General features: G+C 59.6%; 15 protein-coding genes. 5 read left to right on the plus strand and 10 right to left on the minus strand.

The window, feature by feature from the left end; all coding sequences use genetic code 11:
- The first annotated feature begins 1 nt into the window (after nucleotide 1).
- Entirely contained in the window at nucleotides 2-1,375 is a 1,374-nt protein-coding gene (melA, locus tag ACZ25R_RS01945) for an alpha-galactosidase (protein WP_472459856.1), read from the plus strand.
- A 177-nt stretch (nucleotides 1,376-1,552) separates the two neighbouring features.
- Nucleotides 1,553-2,785 (plus strand): peptidase T, encoded by a 1,233-nt coding sequence (gene pepT, locus ACZ25R_RS01950; protein WP_472459857.1) that lies wholly within the window; start codon nucleotides 1,553-1,555, stop codon nucleotides 2,783-2,785.
- A 12-nt stretch (nucleotides 2,786-2,797) separates the two neighbouring features.
- Here the strand turns inward: pepT and ACZ25R_RS01955 are convergent, their stop codons facing one another.
- From ACZ25R_RS01955 to ACZ25R_RS01970, 4 genes are all read right to left on the minus strand, one after another.
- The gene (locus ACZ25R_RS01955; RefSeq protein WP_472459858.1) at nucleotides 2,798-3,475 is read right to left on the minus strand and encodes a Pr6Pr family membrane protein; all 678 of its coding nucleotides are present in this window, start codon (nucleotides 3,473-3,475) and stop codon (nucleotides 2,798-2,800) included.
- A 99-nt stretch (nucleotides 3,476-3,574) separates the two neighbouring features.
- Entirely contained in the window at nucleotides 3,575-5,194 is a 1,620-nt protein-coding gene (locus ACZ25R_RS01960; RefSeq protein ID WP_472459859.1) for an ABC transporter substrate-binding protein, read from the minus strand.
- Nucleotides 5,195-5,271: 77 nt separating this feature from the next.
- On the minus strand, nucleotides 5,272-6,063 hold the full coding sequence (locus tag ACZ25R_RS01965) for a creatininase family protein (RefSeq protein WP_472459860.1): 792 nt from the start codon (nucleotides 6,061-6,063) through the stop codon (nucleotides 5,272-5,274).
- Between the two features lie 54 nt (nucleotides 6,064-6,117).
- Entirely contained in the window at nucleotides 6,118-6,942 is an 825-nt protein-coding gene (locus ACZ25R_RS01970) for a M55 family metallopeptidase (protein ID WP_472459861.1), read from the minus strand.
- A gap of 109 nt (nucleotides 6,943-7,051) precedes the next feature.
- Between ACZ25R_RS01970 and ACZ25R_RS01975 the strand changes: the two genes are divergently transcribed.
- On the plus strand, nucleotides 7,052-8,518 hold the full coding sequence (locus ACZ25R_RS01975) for a M81 family metallopeptidase (RefSeq protein ID WP_472459862.1): 1,467 nt from the start codon (nucleotides 7,052-7,054) through the stop codon (nucleotides 8,516-8,518).
- Nucleotides 8,519-8,565: 47 nt separating this feature from the next.
- On the opposite strand, the gene ACZ25R_RS01980 is transcribed toward ACZ25R_RS01975, so the two are convergent.
- The 6 genes from ACZ25R_RS01980 to ACZ25R_RS02005 form a co-directional block, all read right to left on the minus strand.
- Complete coding sequence (locus ACZ25R_RS01980; protein ID WP_472459863.1) at nucleotides 8,566-9,561, minus strand: oligopeptide/dipeptide ABC transporter ATP-binding protein; 996 nt, start codon at nucleotides 9,559-9,561, stop codon at nucleotides 8,566-8,568.
- Complete coding sequence (locus tag ACZ25R_RS01985) at nucleotides 9,558-10,577, minus strand: ABC transporter ATP-binding protein (protein WP_472459864.1); 1,020 nt, start codon at nucleotides 10,575-10,577, stop codon at nucleotides 9,558-9,560. Before ACZ25R_RS01985 ends, ACZ25R_RS01980 begins: the two co-directional genes overlap by 4 nt.
- A complete protein-coding gene (ddpC, locus tag ACZ25R_RS01990) occupies nucleotides 10,577-11,470 on the minus strand; it encodes a D,D-dipeptide ABC transporter permease (RefSeq protein ID WP_472459865.1) in 894 nt (297 codons plus the stop codon). The genes ACZ25R_RS01985 and ddpC overlap by 1 nt, the downstream gene beginning before the upstream one ends.
- Nucleotides 11,470-12,486, minus strand: a complete 1,017-nt coding sequence (locus ACZ25R_RS01995; RefSeq protein WP_223615839.1) for an ABC transporter permease — start codon at nucleotides 12,484-12,486, stop codon at nucleotides 11,470-11,472. The genes ddpC and ACZ25R_RS01995 overlap by 1 nt, the downstream gene beginning before the upstream one ends.
- 178 nt (nucleotides 12,487-12,664) lie before the next feature.
- Entirely contained in the window at nucleotides 12,665-14,206 is a 1,542-nt protein-coding gene (locus ACZ25R_RS02000; protein WP_426137270.1) for an ABC transporter substrate-binding protein, read from the minus strand.
- 96 nt (nucleotides 14,207-14,302) lie between these two features.
- Nucleotides 14,303-14,977 (minus strand): helix-turn-helix domain-containing protein, encoded by a 675-nt coding sequence (locus ACZ25R_RS02005; protein ID WP_472459866.1) that lies wholly within the window; start codon nucleotides 14,975-14,977, stop codon nucleotides 14,303-14,305.
- A 128-nt stretch (nucleotides 14,978-15,105) separates the two neighbouring features.
- Here ACZ25R_RS02005 and ACZ25R_RS02010 point away from each other — a divergent pair, with 128 nt between their 5' ends.
- Both ACZ25R_RS02010 and ACZ25R_RS02015 read left to right on the plus strand, forming a co-directional pair.
- Nucleotides 15,106-16,251, plus strand: coding sequence for an NAD(P)/FAD-dependent oxidoreductase (locus tag ACZ25R_RS02010; RefSeq protein WP_472459867.1), 1,146 nt, complete (start codon nucleotides 15,106-15,108; stop codon nucleotides 16,249-16,251).
- A 28-nt stretch (nucleotides 16,252-16,279) separates the two neighbouring features.
- Nucleotides 16,280-17,542 (plus strand): amino acid deaminase, encoded by a 1,263-nt coding sequence (locus ACZ25R_RS02015; protein WP_472459868.1) that lies wholly within the window; start codon nucleotides 16,280-16,282, stop codon nucleotides 17,540-17,542.
- The last annotated feature ends 6 nt before the right edge of the window (nucleotides 17,543-17,548 follow it).

Consider the following 17,548-nt stretch of genomic DNA (forward strand, 5'->3'; position numbering starts at 1 on the left):
CATGTCAAAACAGCCCAAAGTCACCTTTATCGGAGCCGGATCGACCGTCTTCATGAAAAACATCATCGGCGATATTCTGCAGCGCCCGGCCCTGTCGGGCGCAAAAATCGCGCTGATGGACATCAATCCGCAGCGCCTCGCCGAGAGCGCCATCGTCGCCGGCAAGCTGGCAAAAACACTCGATGCCAAGGCCGTCATCGAAACGCATACGGACCGCCGGCGTGCACTCGAGAAGGCGGACTTCGTCGTGGTTGCGTTCCAGATCGGTGGATACGAGCCATGCACCGTCACGGATTTCGAGGTTCCGAAGAAATACGGCCTGCGCCAGACCATTGCCGACACCCTTGGCGTCGGCGGCATCATGCGTGGCCTGCGGACCGTGCCGCATCTCTGGGCAATCTGCGAGGACATGCTGGCGGTCTGCCCGCAGGCCATCCTGCTGCAGTATGTGAATCCCATGGCCATCAACACCTGGGCGATCGCTGAAAAATATCCGGCGATCCGTCAGGTGGGTCTCTGCCATTCCGTGCAGGGAACGGCGGGCGAACTGGCGCGCGACCTCGACATTCCAATCGGAGAAATCCGCTATCGCGCTGCGGGCATCAACCATATGGCCTTCTACCTGCAGTTCGAACACCAGCAGCCCGATGGCAGTTACCGCGACCTCTATCCGGATCTTGTCCGGGGCTATCGCGAAGGACGGTTGCCCAAGCCCAGCCACTGGAATCCGCGCTGCCCGAACAAGGTCCGCTACGAGATGCTGACGCGGCTCGGCTATTTCGTCACCGAAAGCTCCGAGCATTTTGCCGAGTACACGCCCTATTTCATCAAGGAAGGCCGCGAGGATCTGATCGAAAAGTTCGGCATTCCGCTGGATGAATACCCCAAGCGCTGCATCGAGCAGATCGAGCGCTGGAAGGGACAGGCGGAAACCTATGCCAAGGCCGATAGGATCGAAGTGAGCGAAAGCCGCGAATATGCCTCGTCCATCATGAATTCCGTATGGACCGGCGAACCATCGGTCATCTACGGCAACGTGCGCAACAATGGTTGCATCACGTCCCTGCCCGCCAATTGTGCGGCGGAAGTGCCATGCCTTGTCGATGCGTCCGGCATTCAGCCAACCCATGTCGGCGCGCTGCCGCCGCAACTCACTGCCCTCATCCGCACCAATATCAATGTACAGGAACTGACCGTGCAGGCGCTGATGACCGAAAACCGGGATCACATCTACCATGCGGCGATGATGGATCCGCACACCGCTGCTGAGCTGGATCTCGATCAGATATGGTCGCTCGTCGATGATCTTCTTGCCGCGCATGGCGATTGGCTTCCCGCCTGGGCGCGCGGGTCCCGGAAAGTGCAGGCCGCTTAGGCAGAGCGATGTATCGTATCAATTGCAGGGCAGTCACCCTGCAATTGAACACCGGCAGCATGCTTGCGATGGACGCGAACGGGAAAAAGCGGGGAGCAAGGCAAAAATCTGTTCACGATGCTGGCGGCAGAGGCTACAGCAGTGCATCACTGGCATGCAAAGGTTGGAGCTGAGCCCATGACCGATACCGTTACCGATCGCTTTCTTCGCTACGTCGTCATCGACACCCAATCGGATCCCAAATCGTCCGCACAACCGTCCACCGAGAAGCAGAAGAATCTGGGCCACGTGCTGGTTGGGGAATTGCTCGCCATCGGCCTGTCCGATGCGCATATGGACGAGCACGGCTATGTCCATGCAACCATCCCGTCCAATGTCGACAAGCCGGTGCCGGTCATCTGTTTCTGCTCGCACATGGATACGGCGCCCGATTTTACCGGCACAAACGTCAAGCCGCGCATCCTGCATAATTATGGCGGCGGCGACATACAACTTCCAGGCGATCCGCAGCAGGTCATCCGGGTCAGTGACCATCCCGTCCTGCTTGACCAGATCGGCAATGACATCATCACGACAGACGGAACCACCCTTCTCGGTGCCGATGACAAGGCCGGGCTGGCGGAAATCATCACGGCGGCACAGTTTCTCGTCGACAACCCGGATATCCGCCACGGCACCATCAAGCTGCTGCTCACCGTGGACGAGGAAATCGGGCGCGGCGTCGACAAGGTGGACGTGGCCAAGCTCGGCGCACAGTTCGCCTATACCGTCGACGGCGAAACCGCAGGCTATATCGAGGACGAGAGTTTCTCGGCCGACGGGGTCGACATCACCATTTCAGGCGTCGCAATTCATCCGGGCTTCGCCAAGGACAAGATGGAAAACGCCATCAAGATCGCCGGCGCCATCATCGACCGGTTGCCCCGGGACATTGCGCCCGAGACAACGGAAGGCAAAGACGGTTTCATTCATCCGACAGGCGTCACCGGTTCGATGGAGAAGGCAGCGGTCAGCTTCATCATCCGTGATTTTACCGATGACGGCCTTGCCACCAAGGAAGCCATGCTCGAAGCGCTGGTGAAGGAAGTCATGGCCGGTTATCCCGGTTCGTCCTACACGTTCACCGTCAGGCAGCAGTACCGCAACATGAAATCCGTCCTCGACCGCCACCCGGAAATCGTCGACAACGCGGTTGAAGCGGTCCGCCGGGCCGGCATGGTGCCGGTGCGCGGCAGCATCCGTGGCGGCACCGACGGTTCGCGGCTGTCCTTCATGGGCTTGCCGTGCGCCAATATTTTTGCCGGCGGCCACGCCTTCCACTCACCACTCGAATGGGTCAGCCGCCAGGACATGGAAAGAGCCGTCAAGACGCTGGTCGAGCTTGCAAAGATCTGGGAAGAACGGGCCTAGCGCAAATTTGCTCTAGAGTGCCCGCGCGTTGCGGGCACCATATCTGCAGGCCAGGCGATCGATAGTGACGACCAGCGTTCCCAGCCCCAGAAAACCGGCAGTCATCCAGGCCATGTTCACCGCCGTTTCGTCGAGACCGATCTCCGGGACATCGATGAAGGGATAGGGATAGAACCCGGAGAAATAGGCGTGGATCAGGGTGTAGACCGCATAAACCGCCGGAAAAAGCAGCCACCACAAGGCATGGCGCCACAAGAGCGCGCCGCGCCTGACCCAGAACAGCCAGTCAATGAAGTAAAGTACCGGCACGGCGTAATGGAGAATCTGGTCGCCGCGCGCCTGCCATCCCGTTGGCCGCCACGCGGTCTGCAGGACCAGGGCATAAATGACGCTGGTCATGACCACGTATGACAACAGCGCCGACCTGACCGGAGGACATTGCGCCCATTGCCCCGGCCGGGACCGTGGTACCGCCAGGGAAAACACCAGGCCGAGAAAAACAAGCGTATTGGTCTGGATGGTGAAATAACTGAAAAAGTTGGCCGTCAACCGGAGCCGGCTGACATGGGCGGCGGGTATGATGGCAAAATACGCGATGCCAATACCCGCCAGCACGACCATTGCGAGCATGGAGCGGTAGATTCGAACGGCCGTGATATCCGATGTTTGAACGATTTGTGGTGATTTCACCGCCCCAGTTTCCTCCGATGGCCGGAGAATGCTCTAGCCATATCCGTCCGGAAACTGAAGCGGTTTTTGCCTAAATCGTCACTGCGCCGGAGCTTTCAGCTATTCCGCCAGATCGACACCGTCGAAACGATGCGAACCCAGCGGATCCAGCACATATCCGGACACTTTTTTCGACATCGGCATGACGACAGTCGAATGATCGAGGGCTGCGATCGGCGCCTCCTTCTTGATGATGAGCTGCGCTTCCTCATAAAGCTTGGTGCGTTCGGCCTGATCCGAAACCTGGCGTGCCTTTTGCAGAAGCGTATCGAGCGGCTGGAAACACCAGTTCGAGTAGTTGCTGGAACCCACACCGGCACAGCCGAAGAAGAAGCTCAAAAGGTTATCCGGATCGCCATTGTCGCTGGTCCCGCCGAGAATGACGGCTCCGTCCCGGTTCTTGTCGCGCGCCTTCTTGAGGTATTCACCCCATTCATAGGAAACGATCTCAACCGACACGCCAACCCTGGCGAAATCGGCCTGGATCAATTCGGCGGCCCGGCGGGCATTGGGCATATAGGGGCGGCTGACCGGCATTGCCCAGACCTTCATCGCCAGATTGCTGACACCGGCAGCCTGAAGCATCGATTTTGCCTTTTCCGGATCGTAGGGATCGTCCTTGACGGCATCGTTGTAGCCCCAGACTGCCGGCGGCAAGGGGTTCTTCGCGACCTGTCCCATGCCCTGAAACACGGCGTCCACGATGGCCTGCTTGTTGATCGCCATGTTCAACGCCTTGCGCACCTCCGGTTTGTCGAAGGGCGGAACAAGCGTGTTGTAGGCGAGGTAGGCGACATTCAGGCCCGGTTGTTCCAGCACCTTCAATTCGCTGTCGGCTTTCAGCACGGCGACATCGGCGGGCGACGGATAGGAGGCAACCTGGCACTCGCCAGCCCGCAGCTTCTGCATCCGCGTCGTCTGGTCGAGGGTAATGGAGAAAATCAGGTCATCGATCTTCTGCCTGCCGTCCCAGTAATCCGGATTGGCGGTGAAACGGACCACGGAATCCTGCTGGTAATTGACGAACTGATACGGCCCGGTCCCCACCGGCAGTTCGTTGAGCTGCGTCATCTTTCCATCCGCCTGCAGATGATCGGCATATTCCTTGGAAAGGATCGATGCAAAGTCCATGGCAAGGTTGGCAAGCACCGAAGCGCTCGGGGCCGCCAGAACGATCTTGACGGTCTTGTCGTCGACCTTGCTGATTTCCTTGACAAGGTCGGGAAGGCCCATCGCCGTTGTCATTTCCCAGGTAACGCCCGTGATGTAGCTGTGCCAGGGACTGGTCTTGTCGAGCTGGCGCTGCAGCGAGAAAATAACATCGTCAGCGTTGAGATCGCGGCTGGGCGTAAAATATTCTGTCGTATGGAATTTCACGTTGTTTCGAAGTTTGAACGTATAGGTGAGCTTGTCATCGGAAATCGTCCAGCTCTCGGCAAGACCGGGAATGACCGTCGTTGTTCCGTTCTGAAACTCCACAAGACGATTGTACACCGGCTTCGAGGAAGCATCCCATGTGCTGTTGGCGGAATAAAGCGCCGGGTCAAACCCTTCTGGCGAAGCCTCTGAACAGTAAACCAGTGTCTTGGCGCTGGCCGGTGATGGCAGGACCGGGAAAAGCGCGAGGGATAAAGCGGTGCAGGCAAGAGCTGCGGATTGCCGGGCAATACCGAAATTCATCAGATGTTCTCCTCTTTTGTTTTTATCGGCGGGGCCAGGACAACGCCCCGCCAGTCTTCCTTGCAAACCAAACCGGATTACGAAGCGGCCCAGACCGCCTGCGGCTTGGACCAGAGTTGTTCCGACCGGATCAGCGACACAAGCTCGTCCGCCTGAATCTGGAGGAAGCGCTCGCCCTTTTCTGCCGATGCCGATCGCGGGTCTCCCATGGTGCCGGTGACCGGGGCTCGTTCCGGGAAGGCATAGAAGCGGGAAATCCCGGATGGAACCGATATGGCGCCGTCATGCTTTTCCGCAGCTTCGGAGAACTTCTCCGTCTTCACCATATCCCCGGCGATGGCCAGCATCAGCGAGGATTCGCCTTCACACGCATGGGTCGGGCCGGCATCCACCTCGAACACCGCGGCCAGCTTTTCCGGCGCGAGCATCCACGGTGTCGTGGCGACGATGGGCATGGCGTATTCCACCGCCAGCTCACGCACCGAAACCGCCAGCGGATCGATGTTGCCGCCATGGCCGTTGACGATGAGCAGCCTCTGGAAGCCGAGAACCTTGAGCGAGCGGACGATGCTCGTCAGCACGGCGCGATAGGCCGCATAGTCGAGGCTGATCGTGCCGCCGAAGGGAAAGTGATGTTCGCTCATGCCAAGCCAGAGGCCGGGCAGAACCGTCACCGGCATCTCGTCTGCAATCTGCCTGGCCGCCTGCAGCGATACGGCAACGGCACTGGCGGTATCGGTGATAACCGGAAGATGGGGACCGTGCTGTTCAAGCGAGCCAACCGGCAGGATCACCAGCGCATTTGGACGCCCTGCCCGCTCCTTCAGTTCCGGGGCCGTCAAGCGGGCCCATTCTACTTCCCTTGTCATAGTTCCAATACTCCCGAAAATGCTCTGTCATCGCGGGTGACAGGCTCTGCGTGGCTAGAAGGTCAACTGCGAATTGAAGCCGAGAACGAACATGATGAACTTCGACACATCAACCATATCGTCTCCCTGATAGCGGATCGTATAGCCGTCGGTTCGCTCGACGAACTTCAGATAGGACAGGAATTCGGCGGGAAGCCGGTTGCGGAAGGTAATCTCCAGAACGGGTTTCTCAATCACCAGCGGCTGCGTCGAACCAATCCGCGACAGGGCCGTCTTCACGCCCGCCCGCAGTTTTTCATGGGCTGCATTGGGGGTGAGCGAGCGCGCCGAACGGGTGCCATAGGCCCACTTCACGGGAACGGTCACGATGTCCCCAAGATGTTCGCTGATCTCCTGCATCGCCACATCGTCTCCGGACGCCAGGATGACCGGAACGCCGAAATCGCCGGCGGTCGCGGCATTGATACCGGCCTCGGGGACAACCTTGCCGTTGATACGGATTTCGTGAAATGCCGTTCCGCCGATGGTATGGGAGAGCACCCCGCCCATATGGCTGGCCCCTGCATGGTAGCCGATCAGCATGGCTCCGGCGAATGTTCCGGCCTCGATCCCCTGCATCATCATCAGCGGCCGCGGCCAGCTGCGGACGATCTGAACATAATCGGGCAAGCGCTCGATCTTGATGCTCTGGCCATTGCCGTGCGAGTCGCTCAGCACGATTTCCTCGACGCCGTTTTCGTGCGCCTCCTCGCAGGCGGCGACAACCGTGTCCGTCATCCAATCGCGGGCACGTTCATACTCGAATCCCTCGGGCGTCAGATGATCGCGGCTGACCACACCAACGATCCCCTCAATATCGGCAGAAATGTAAAGGCGCATGTTTTCCTCCCAGCTCCAGACCATATGGCTTAATACGAGATTGACTTTCCGACAAGAAACATAATTTATCTATAGGAAAATTAATTTTCAAAAGTTTCGGAGGATCACCGTGAAGCTGTTCATTGCAGGCCTGGATACGGAGACAAATACCTTTTCTCCCATACCAACGGGCTACGAGGCATTCCGTGAAAATCTCATTGCCCATGGCGATGCCACGTCCAGGCCATTGAACTGCTGCTCGTCGCAGATGCATGTCTGGTCGAATGCGGCAGCCGCACGCGGCTGGAGCGTCGTCGAAAGCCTCTGCGCGGTGGCAGAGCCGGGCGGCACCACCACCCGGACGACCTATGAAGCGTTTCGTGCGGAAATTCTGGCCGACCTTCGAGCGGCGATGCCCGTTGATGGCGTACTGCTGGCGCTGCACGGCGCCTGCGTTGCCGAGGGTTATGACGATGTCGAAGGTGATCTTCTGTCCCATGTCCGCATGATCGTGGGCCCGGATATACCGGTGGGTGCAGAATTGGACCTGCACTGCCATCTGACAAAGACCATGACCGACAATGCCACCATGCTGGTCGCCTACAAGGAATATCCGCATACGGACATAGAAGAGCGCGCGGAACATCTTTTCCAGCTGCTGGTCAAGGTGCTCGAGGACGGCTGCCGTCCGGTGATGGCCGATTTCGACTGCCGCATGATCGGCATGTTCCGCGTGCATCAGCAGCCGCTGCGCGGGCTGGTTGACCGGATGAAAGCGCTCGAGGGACAGGACGGCATCTTGTCTGTCTCCTTCTGCCACGGTTTCCCGTGGGGCGATGTTGCGGATGTCGGCGCAAAGATGCTGGTGGTGGCGGATCGCGACGTCGGCAAGGCGCAGGCGCTGGCAACGGCGTTTGGCCAGGAAATATTCGCGCTGCGAAAAGAGCTCAAACCGGAACACAGCAGCATTGACGAAGCGCTCGACCAGGCACTGGAGGTGCCGCACGGCACGGTTGTGCTTGCCGACGTATCGGACAATGCGGGCGGCGGCGCGCCCGGAGATTCGACATTCGTGCTCAGGCGCGTCATCGAACGGGGCATCAAGGACGTTGCCAGCTGCCTCTATTGGGATCCCATCGCCGTCCGGCTTTGCCACGAAGCCGGGGAAGGCGCGGTGCTTCCCCTGCGGATCGGCGGCAAGATCGGCGAGGCATCGGGCCAGCCGCTTGACCTGACGGTGACCGTACGGCGTCTTGCCTCCGGCATCACCCAGCGTTTCGGCATTGTGCCGCTGTCCATCGGCGATGCCGCCTGGGTCAGTTGCGATGGGGTCGACATCATCCTCAACAGCCTGCGCACCCAGACGTTTCATCCGGAATGCATGACAGCGCTCGGGCTTGATCCCTCCACCCGGAAGATCGTCATCGTCAAATCAAGCAATCATTTCCGTGCCGGATTTGAGCCGATCGCCAGCAAAATTCTTTACATCGCCGCACCGGGCGCATTGCAGCCGCACTTTGAAGACCTGCCCTATACAAAACTGAAGAACAGCTATTGGCCAAGGGTGGAAAACCCCTTTGCCACCGCCTTGGCGTAGAGCGCCTGGACACGCCGCAGATCAAAGCGAACTGCGGCGTTTCCAATCTATGCCGGAATGTGCAGGTGGCAGCGCGCCTGATGAGGGGACGCCTTTTCCATACCGGCCTTGCGCACAGTCAAAAGCGCTTGCGGCAATTCGCATCCCGGCACGGCGGACCGGCACCGTTCGCGATAGTAGCACCCGGCGGGCAGACGGCGGTTGTTCGGAAGCTCCCCGGTAAGGCTGGCATCCACGTCAAGAAGAGAGTTTTTCAAACTGGGAACGCTGGCGAGCAAGGTCCGGGTATAGGGGTGCGCGGGATCGTCAAACACCGCTTCCGCCGTCCCCGTTTCGACGATCTGACCAAGATACATCACAGCAACCCGGTCGCAGAAGTGACGGACCAGCGACACGTCATGCGAGATGAACAGATAGGAAAGCCCAAGCTCGCGCTGCAGCTTCAAGAGCAGATTGATGATCTGCGCCTGCACCGACACGTCCAGTGCCGATGTCGGCTCGTCGAGGATCAGAAGCTCGGGGTCCGTGCTCAGAGCCCGGGCAATGGCGATGCGCTGGCGCTGCCCCCCGGAAAACTCGTGCGGCAGACGGTCAAGCTGGTCGCTTCTCAACCCGACGGAGATGGCGAGTTCTTCCGCCCGCGCCCGCAAGGCAGCCGCCGGCATGCCTCCCCTGATATGCAGCGGTTCCGTGATCAGGCGCCAGACCGGCAACCGCGGATCAAGCGACGATTGCGGGTCCTGAAAGACGATCTGCATCTTCTGCCGGAGATCGCGCTTGAGCGTGCCGTTTGCACCGGCAAAATCATGCCCGTCCACCAGTACTCTGCCGCTCGTCAGCCCCACCAGGCCGATCACCGCCTGAACGAGCGTGCTCTTGCCGCAGCCCGATTCCCCGACGATGCCAAGGCTTTCGCCCGGCAGCACGCAGAGATCGACATTGTTGACGGCATGGACCTGCGAGGTCACCCGCCCGTACCAGTTTGTTGCTCCGGGAAACCGGACGGTGAGATTTTCAACGCTGAGGAGAGGTGCTGCTTTCACGACGGAACCTCGCTCGACGGCAGGGATGGATGGCCGGCCCGTTGCCAGCAGGAGACGGCCTGCCCACCCGGCAAGGCGGTTTCATGCGGTTTCTCCATACATCTCGTATCGGCCTCCGGGCATCGCGGCCGGTAAAAACATCCGGGCGGCGGATCGAGGAGATTGGGTACCGTGCCGGGAATGGACTCCAGCGGCTCCTTTGGCCGGACACGTTCGGGCAGGCAGCGCAGAAGCGCCCGGGTATAGGGATGCTGTGGCCGGTCGAGGACCGCGCGGGTCGGCCCTGACTCCACGATGCGCCCGGCATACATGATGTAAAGCCGGTCGCAGATTTGCGATACCACGGCGATATTGTGGGATATGAACACCACCGATGTTCCGGTTCGCCTTGCCCGCCCCTGAATAAGCCGCAGGATCGCCGCCTGGACCGTGACGTCCAGAGCCGTTGTCGGTTCGTCGGCGATGATCAGGCCCGGATTGCACGAGAATGCCATGGCGATGAGCACGCGCTGGCGCATGCCGCCCGACAGTTCAAAGGGATAGGCCTGCATGACGCGGGCGGGCTCGGGGATGAGCATATCGGCCAGAATATTGACCGCCACCGCTTCGGCCGCCTTTCTGCCAAGCGCTTCGTGACGCCGAATGACGCTCACCAGCTGCTGGCCGATCCGGATCGTCGGGTTGAGCGCATTCATGGGCTCCTGGAAAATGGTCGAAACCAGTTTGCCGCGAACCTGCTGAAGCTCCTCTTCGTCCATCGCCATCGGATCGCGCCCAAAGAGACGAATGCTCCCTTGCGTGATCTTATACCGGCCTTCCGGCAACAGGCGTGTTGCGGCCATGGTGCTGACGGACTTGCCGCAGCCAGACTCGCCCACCAGACCAACGATTTCGGCATTTCCCACCTTGATCGTCACGCCATCCAGCGCCTTGATGGCGCCGGCATAGGTCGGAAATTCGAGCGAAAGGTTTTCAATGCTCAACGCGTGCGGACGCTGTACGCTGTGTGCCGTCATTATCTCGTCCCCAATCGCGGATCCAGCATATCGCGGATGCCGTCACCCAGAAGATTGCAGCCCATGGCCGTCACAAGAATTGCCAGCCCCGGAAACGTGCCGTACCACCACTGATCAAGGATGAAACTCCGGCCGCTGCTGACAAGCGCGCCCCATTCTGCCGTTGGCGGCTGTGCGCCAAGGCCAATGAAACTGAGCGCCGCCGCGATGAGTACGATGCCGCCGAGATCCAGCGTTGCCTGCACGATCAGCGGCGAAAGTGCATTCGGCAGCATATGCCAGCGCAGGATGTAGAGATTGGAGGCTCCGAACGTTCGGGATGCCTTGACGAAAACCCGCTCGCGCAGCGAGAGCGTCTGGCCGCGCGCCAGCCTGACATAGGCTGGTATGCGCACGATCGCCACCGCCAGCATCGAATTGAAAAGGCTTGGGCCGAGCGCGGCCGCCAACGCCATGGCAAGCACCAGTGCGGGCAAGGCCAGGACGACATCCATGATGCGCATCATGGCGCTGTCGAAAATTCCGCCTGCAATTCCCGACAGGCAACCCAGAAACACGCCGATGCTCATGGAAATGAGCACGATCATGAAGGCCGCACCGCAGGACGCGCGCGAGCCGTAGACAACCCGGGAGAACAGGTCCCTGCCGACTTCATCCGTGCCGAACCAATGGGCTGCGCTCGGCGGCATCAGCCGCGCCGACAGCATGACCTTGTTGGGGTCATACGGCGCGATGAAGGGTGCGCCGATGATCATGATGACAAGCAGCGTAATGATCAGCAGCCCGACCAGTGTCAGCGGGCTGCGCCGCGTCAGATACCAGAGAAAATGCAGTCGCGAGCGCTTCGACACGCGGCCTGCCGCGGTTTGATCTTCGGGATTGACAGCAACCATTATCCCACCTCCCGGATTTGCGGATCAGCAAGCATGTAAGCCAGGTCGATCACCAGATTGATGAGGACGTAGCCGATGGAGGCAACCACGGTGAATCCCATGATGGCCGGGAAATCCAGGGTCTGGATCGACGTCACCACGTAGGTGCCCATGCCCGGCCAGGCGAAGATGGTTTCGGTGAGCACGGCCCCGTAGAGCAGATCGCCCAAGGCGAGACCGAGCAGCGTGATCGAGGGTATCAACGCATTGCGCAAGGCATGGTTGAAAATGACGACCCTGCGCCGCAGGCCGCTTGCCCGGGCGGTGCGGATATAGTCTTCCTGCAGCACGTCCAGCATCGACGCCCGGATCTGCCGCGTAATGACGCCGAGATTGGCGAAGGCCAGCACGAAGGTCGGTAGAATGAGATGCCGCACGGCACTGAGAAACGCGTCAAACCGGCCCTCAAGCAAGGTATCAATCAGGAAGAAGCCGGTGACACGCTGCGGTACGGCAAAGGCCATGGCCAGCCTGCCGCTCCCCGGCAGAATCTGCAATTTGGCATAGAACAGGAGGATAACCACCATGCCGAACCAGAAGACCGGCATCGAAATACCGCACACCGAGATTGTGCGGGCAATCTGGTCGATCGGGCCATCCTTGTAGATCGCCGAGAAAACCCCGAGCGGCACGCCGATCAGGACCGCCAGCACGAGCGAGAGAATGCCAAGCTCCAGCGTGGCGGGCAGGAAGGTCGCGATGTCGGCGGCCACCGGCCGCCGCGTTCGCAGCGACGTTCCAAGATCGCCGTGCAGCAGGCTGCGCACATAGATGACGAACTGATCGGTGACCGGCCGGTCGAGCCCCAGGTCGCGCCGCACATTCTCCAGCGTTTCCGCACTCGCCCGGTCTCCGGCGATCAGGCGCGCGGGATCGCCGGGTATCAGATGCGAAATGGCGAAGGTAATGATGGCAACGCCGAAGACGACGAAGAACAACAGGATGAGGCGCGGAACGATAATTCGAGTGATTGTCATGAACATCAATCCTCATTTCGTGCAGGTTATGCTGAGTCACATCATGGACATGCGCGCATCCCTTCCGTCCTGTTCGGACGGAACCCGATGGTCCTCCCGTCCCTCGCGTTGCGTGAGCGCTCAGGACAGGAGTTTCAACTGACGAAATGTCAGGCCGGGTGGTCACGCCAGCGCCCGGCTATTCCTTCTTGGACATTGTCGCGAAGTTGTAGACCTGGATCAGCATCGGGTTATAGACATAACCCTGAACTGCGGCCCTCCGCGCAAAAATATCATTCTTCTGAATGAGATAGAGATAAGGCGCATCCTGCGTGGAAAGCGTTTGGGCTTCCAGATAGAGCTTTTCGCGCTTGGCCTGGTCAACCGTACTGGCGGCCTCCTGCACGAGGCTTGTTACCTTGGCATTATTATAGAATGCGCGATTGCCCGGCCCGCCCATTTTCGCCGGGTCGAACCAATAGTTCATGAACATGTAGGGATCGGCAAAATCCGGTGTCCAGGCACCCGGGGCAAGGTCGTAATTGCCCTTGGCCGCCATTTCGCGCTTTGTCGTATCAGCCACCGCCTGCAGATCCAGCTTGATGCCGATTTCGGCAAGACTGGCCTGAAGCGCAAGGCCGACCGGCTCCCACGAGGTATCGGCCTGGGAGAACGTATAGGTCAGATGAACATTGGACTGGCCCGCTTCCTTCATCAGTGCCTGGGCTTTTTCAATGTTGTAGCTGTACTGGAAACCTGCGGGATCATGGCCCCACATTCCATCGGGTACGGCCCCGCGCATTTGCACGGCCTGCCCCTGCATGATGCCATCCACGATGCCCTTATAGTCAACGGCATAGGAAATCGCCTGGCGGACGCGGACGTCATCCAGCGGCGGACGCTTGTTGTTGAGATAGACGTAGCTGACATAGAGGCTCGGATTGCTCTCGACAACAATCGAGGGATCCTTCTTCAGGGCTTCCGCCTGATCGACGGGCACCTGCTCGATGATATCCGCGTCACCATTGACGAGTTGAAGGCGGCGGGCGGAAACTTCTCCCATGACCCGGATGACGACCTGCTTCAAGGCAGGTGCCGGCCCGGAAAAATGCGGATTGCGGTCAAGCACGATGCTCTGATTGCGCTCCCAGCTCGAAATCCGGTAAGCGCCGCTCCCTGCAGAGTGCTCGACAAGCCAGGCCTTGGCCATGTCGCCGTTGACTTCGTGCTCCATCACCTTCGGATTGACAATCGCCGCACCCGAAACCGCAAGGGTCGACAGGAACGGAGCGAACGGCGACGACAACACGAATTTCAACGTCATCGGATCGACGACCTGCACTTCCTTCAGCACGGGAAATGAATCGGACGGTCCGGCCTTGAGCTTCATCAGGCGATCGAAACTGAACTTTACCGCCGCCGCATCAACGGCGGTGCCATCGTCGAATTTATGGCCGGCGGCGAGCTTGATCGTCCACACCAGATTGGCGTCATCGACGGACCAGCTCTCGGCAAGTTCGGGAACAACCTCGGTGGTCGCTCCCTTATACGCAACCAGATGTTCGTAGGCTGCGTAGATCAGCGTATAGCCGCTGTTGCTGATTTCCACGCCCGGGTCCGCAGTCGGCGGATCCTCGGCGCGCGCAAGAACCAGGACATCTGCGGCGGCCATGGCGCTGCTGCTGACCGACGTGGCAAGCAGCAGGGCAAGCCCAATTTTTTTCCAATGTGAGAAAACCATTTTAGACCCTCTGAGGTTCGGCGGACTCGAACGGCGCCTTGTATCCGGCAATTTATCCGCACAATCAGAATAGGTAATGATTTTCCTAAGCGCAACTTATTTTCTTATCGTACTAGTCTTCCGCTGGTTCTTGGATTTCTTTTTCAAATTCGAAACCTCGCCATCGGCGCCGATCAGTGAGTTGATCAGATCCTTTTCAGAGGTCGAGCAAACACAGAGAATCCGTGCCGGAGTCTCGCTGACGGAGAGATAGGCATGCCCCATGGAAGCATCGAAATAGACTGAATCACCGGCTTTCAACGTCGCGGGCTCATAGTGTTCCGTATGCAGTTCCAGCGCGCCTTCAACGACATAGGTATATTCCTGACCGTCATGGCGGACGAATTCACCAAATTCCTCCATTGTCCTTGCATGCAGGACGGCAAGGATCGGCACCATGGATTTCTTGGATATTTCCGTGCAAAGGTAGAGATAGTCATAGTTGCCGGTCTGGATCAGCCGCCCTTCCCCTTGCCGGCTTATGGCGCGGCGCCCCAAAAGATTGGGGGTGGAATCCACAGGCCTTGTGCCGAAAAGCTCAACAATATCGACGCCCAACCCCGCTGCGAGTTGAACCAGACGATCATAGGTCAAGGACATCTGATTGTTCTCGACCTTGGAAAGCGTCGACACCGCAAGCCCGGTCATTTCGCTCACTTCCAACAAAGTCCAATGCTTGCGAACGCGAATGTCCCGAAGAAAGTCACCCAAGCCAGTTTTCTGATCGGTCATTATAATTCTATCATCCTACAATTTATCGCGATTTACGCTACTACAGCCCGCCTACCGACGCGATAAGGAAAATTTACTTGATCATTAGGAAAATTAAGTTTCTTATGCGCTAAATTCGGGAGCGATACATGTTCGATTTCATTATCATTGGCGGTGGCATTGCCGGCGCCTCGGCAGCCTACGAACTGGCCGCCAAGTCATCCGTGCTTCTTGTCGAGCGCGAGTCCCATTGTGGATATCACACCACGGGACGATCCGCAGCGCTCTTTTCCGAAACCTACGGCAATGCCGCCATCCGCGCGCTCACCCGGGCAAGCCGCAGCATGTATGAAGTGCCGCCGGAGGGTTTTGCCCAGAATGAACTGCTCAGCCCCCGCTCCGTCCTTTATATCGCCCGGGACGATCAGCGCGACGGTATCGCGGCCATGTCCGATATCCTCGGTTCCAGCGGAAAAACCTCTCCGGTCATGACACCTGCCGATATATGCAGGCGCGTATCGATCATCCGTCCCGACTATGTCGCCTGCGGGCTGCTGGACGAGACCTCCCGGGATATCGACGTCCACGCCCTGCATCAGGGATATTTGAAAGGTGCGCGGGCCCGTGGCGCCAGCATCGCAACGTCGGCGGACGTGCTTGCACTGAAGCGAACCTCGACAGGCTGGGACGTTGCGACATCGAATGGTGCATTCCATGGCACAACGGTCATCAATGCTGCGGGGGCCTGGGCCGATGAGGTGGCGGCGGCGGCCGGTGCGGCCCGGATCGGCCTGACGCCGCTGCGCCGGACGGCGATGATTTTGGATGCGCCGGACGGTGTCGATGTCTCCTCCTGGCCGCTCGTTCTCGATGTTGATGAGGAATTCTACTTCAAACCGGAAGCGGGCAAGCTGCTGGCATCTCCGGCGGATGAGACGCCGAGCGAGCCCTGCGACGCGCAAGCCGACGAAATGGATGTGGCCATCGCCGTCGACCGCATCCAGCAGGCGGCCGATCTGCCGGTCCGTTCCATATCGCGGCGCTGGGCCGGCCTGCGGACCTTCGCCGCCGACAGAAGCCCGGTCGTTGGCTACGATCCCACGCTCGCCAACTTTTTCTGGCTTGCCGGCCAAGGTGGTTATGGCATACAGACCGCTCCGGCGCTGGCAAAGGTGGCCGCGGCGCTTGCCTGTCACGAGGCCGTGCCGGACGCGATCCTTGAAGCCGGTTTCGACGCGGGGTCCGTTTCCCCCGCGCGAAAGGAACTCCAATCACTCCAACGGCTGCAAGCCTGATATCTCGCGGCATCAAAGGGACCGGCTGATGACTTTCAACGTGGATTCGCTGGCATCGCTGATGCTGGACGATAGCTTCAAGAGTTTTCCATTCGGAAAGCGCATGCCGCTCAGCGATGTCGGCAAACAGCATTGGAACGTGCTCGCCGGCGATGTCCCGCTTCCGGCAGCGGTGATCCGTGCCGATGCGCTGGCGCACAATTCACGCTGGATGCAGCGGTTTGTCTCCGATCGCGGTGCGCTGATCGCGCCCCATGTCAAGACGACCATGTGCCCGCAGATCATGGCCCGCCAGATTGCGGATGGAGCCTGGGGATTGACGGTTGCCACGGTTCACCAGATGCGCGTTTGCCGCCAGTTCGGGGCGCAGAGGATCATCCTCGCCAACCAGGCCGTGGGTGCAGCCGAGCTCAATGCCATCGCCGAAATGCTGAAGGCGCCGGACCTCGACTTCATGATGATCGTCGACAGCATCGAAGGCGTCACCGCCGTCGCCGAAGCCGCACGGCGCAACCGCCTTGCCCGGCCGGTCAAATTGCTTGTCGAGCGCGGATACAGCGGCGGGCGCACCGGCTGCCGAACCAACGACATCGCCACCGAACTTGCGCATCACATCCGCGCCACGCCGGACGTCTGCCTGGCTGGCATTGAAGCGTTCGAGGGCTTGATCAAGGCAAAATCCGGCGCACAGGAGCGGGCCGTGACCGCTTTTGTCGCCGACATCGCCGCCCTTGCGCAATCGTTCCGGGAATTGGACCTGTTCGGAACAGAGGATCCCATCGTCACCGCCGGCGGCTCATCCTATTATCACATTGTCATCGAACAGCTGGCGAAGGCGGGAATGCGCGTGGTCACGCGCAGCGGCTGCTACGTGACCCACGATTCCGGCCTGTATCACAATCACCACAACCAGCTGAAATCCGTCATCGGAGAAGAAGATGGATTGAGGCGGGCGCTGGAGATCTGGGCCTATGTGCAATCCGTCCCCGAACCCGGGCTTGCCCTGCTCACGGCGGGCCGCCGCGATTGCGGCACCGACGCCGGATTGCCGATACCGCTGCTCATGGCAAATGCGGAGACCGGCGTTCGGGACCTTCCCGAGGGATGTCAAATCGTCGATATCAACGACCAGCATTGTTTCATGCGCTTTGATCCCGGCTTGCAGCTCGGCTATGGAGACCGTATCGGCCTGGGGATTTCGCATCCGTGCACGACGTTCGACAAATGGGACATCATGTATCTCGTCGACGAGGATTATAACGTCCAGGACGTGTTCAAGACCTTTTTCTAGCGGTCA

The organism is Phyllobacterium sp. RCAM01083 (assembly GCF_055685835.1).

What these genes read in the sequence shown, in the direction of transcription:
- ACZ25R_RS01965 (WP_472459860.1), bottom strand. Translation starts at nt 6,063, where the DNA reads ATGACAAGGGAAGTAGAATGGGCCCGCTTGACGGCCCCGGAACTGAAG.
- pepT (WP_472459857.1), top strand. Translation starts at nt 1,553, where the DNA reads ATGACCGATACCGTTACCGATCGCTTTCTTCGCTACGTCGTCATCGAC.
- melA (WP_472459856.1), top strand. Translation starts at nt 2, where the DNA reads ATGTCAAAACAGCCCAAAGTCACCTTTATCGGAGCCGGATCGACCGTC.
- ACZ25R_RS02010 (WP_472459867.1), top strand. Translation starts at nt 15,106, where the DNA reads ATGTTCGATTTCATTATCATTGGCGGTGGCATTGCCGGCGCCTCGGCA.
- ACZ25R_RS02005 (WP_472459866.1), bottom strand. Translation starts at nt 14,977, where the DNA reads ATGACCGATCAGAAAACTGGCTTGGGTGACTTTCTTCGGGACATTCGC.
- ACZ25R_RS02000 (WP_426137270.1), bottom strand. Translation starts at nt 14,206, where the DNA reads ATGGTTTTCTCACATTGGAAAAAAATTGGGCTTGCCCTGCTGCTTGCC.
- ACZ25R_RS02015 (WP_472459868.1), top strand. Translation starts at nt 16,280, where the DNA reads ATGACTTTCAACGTGGATTCGCTGGCATCGCTGATGCTGGACGATAGC.
- ACZ25R_RS01995 (WP_223615839.1), bottom strand. Translation starts at nt 12,486, where the DNA reads ATGACAATCACTCGAATTATCGTTCCGCGCCTCATCCTGTTGTTCTTC.
- ACZ25R_RS01970 (WP_472459861.1), bottom strand. Translation starts at nt 6,942, where the DNA reads ATGCGCCTTTACATTTCTGCCGATATTGAGGGGATCGTTGGTGTGGTC.
- ACZ25R_RS01985 (WP_472459864.1), bottom strand. Translation starts at nt 10,577, where the DNA reads ATGACGGCACACAGCGTACAGCGTCCGCACGCGTTGAGCATTGAAAAC.
- ddpC (WP_472459865.1), bottom strand. Translation starts at nt 11,470, where the DNA reads ATGGTTGCTGTCAATCCCGAAGATCAAACCGCGGCAGGCCGCGTGTCG.
- ACZ25R_RS01960 (WP_472459859.1), bottom strand. Translation starts at nt 5,194, where the DNA reads ATGAATTTCGGTATTGCCCGGCAATCCGCAGCTCTTGCCTGCACCGCT.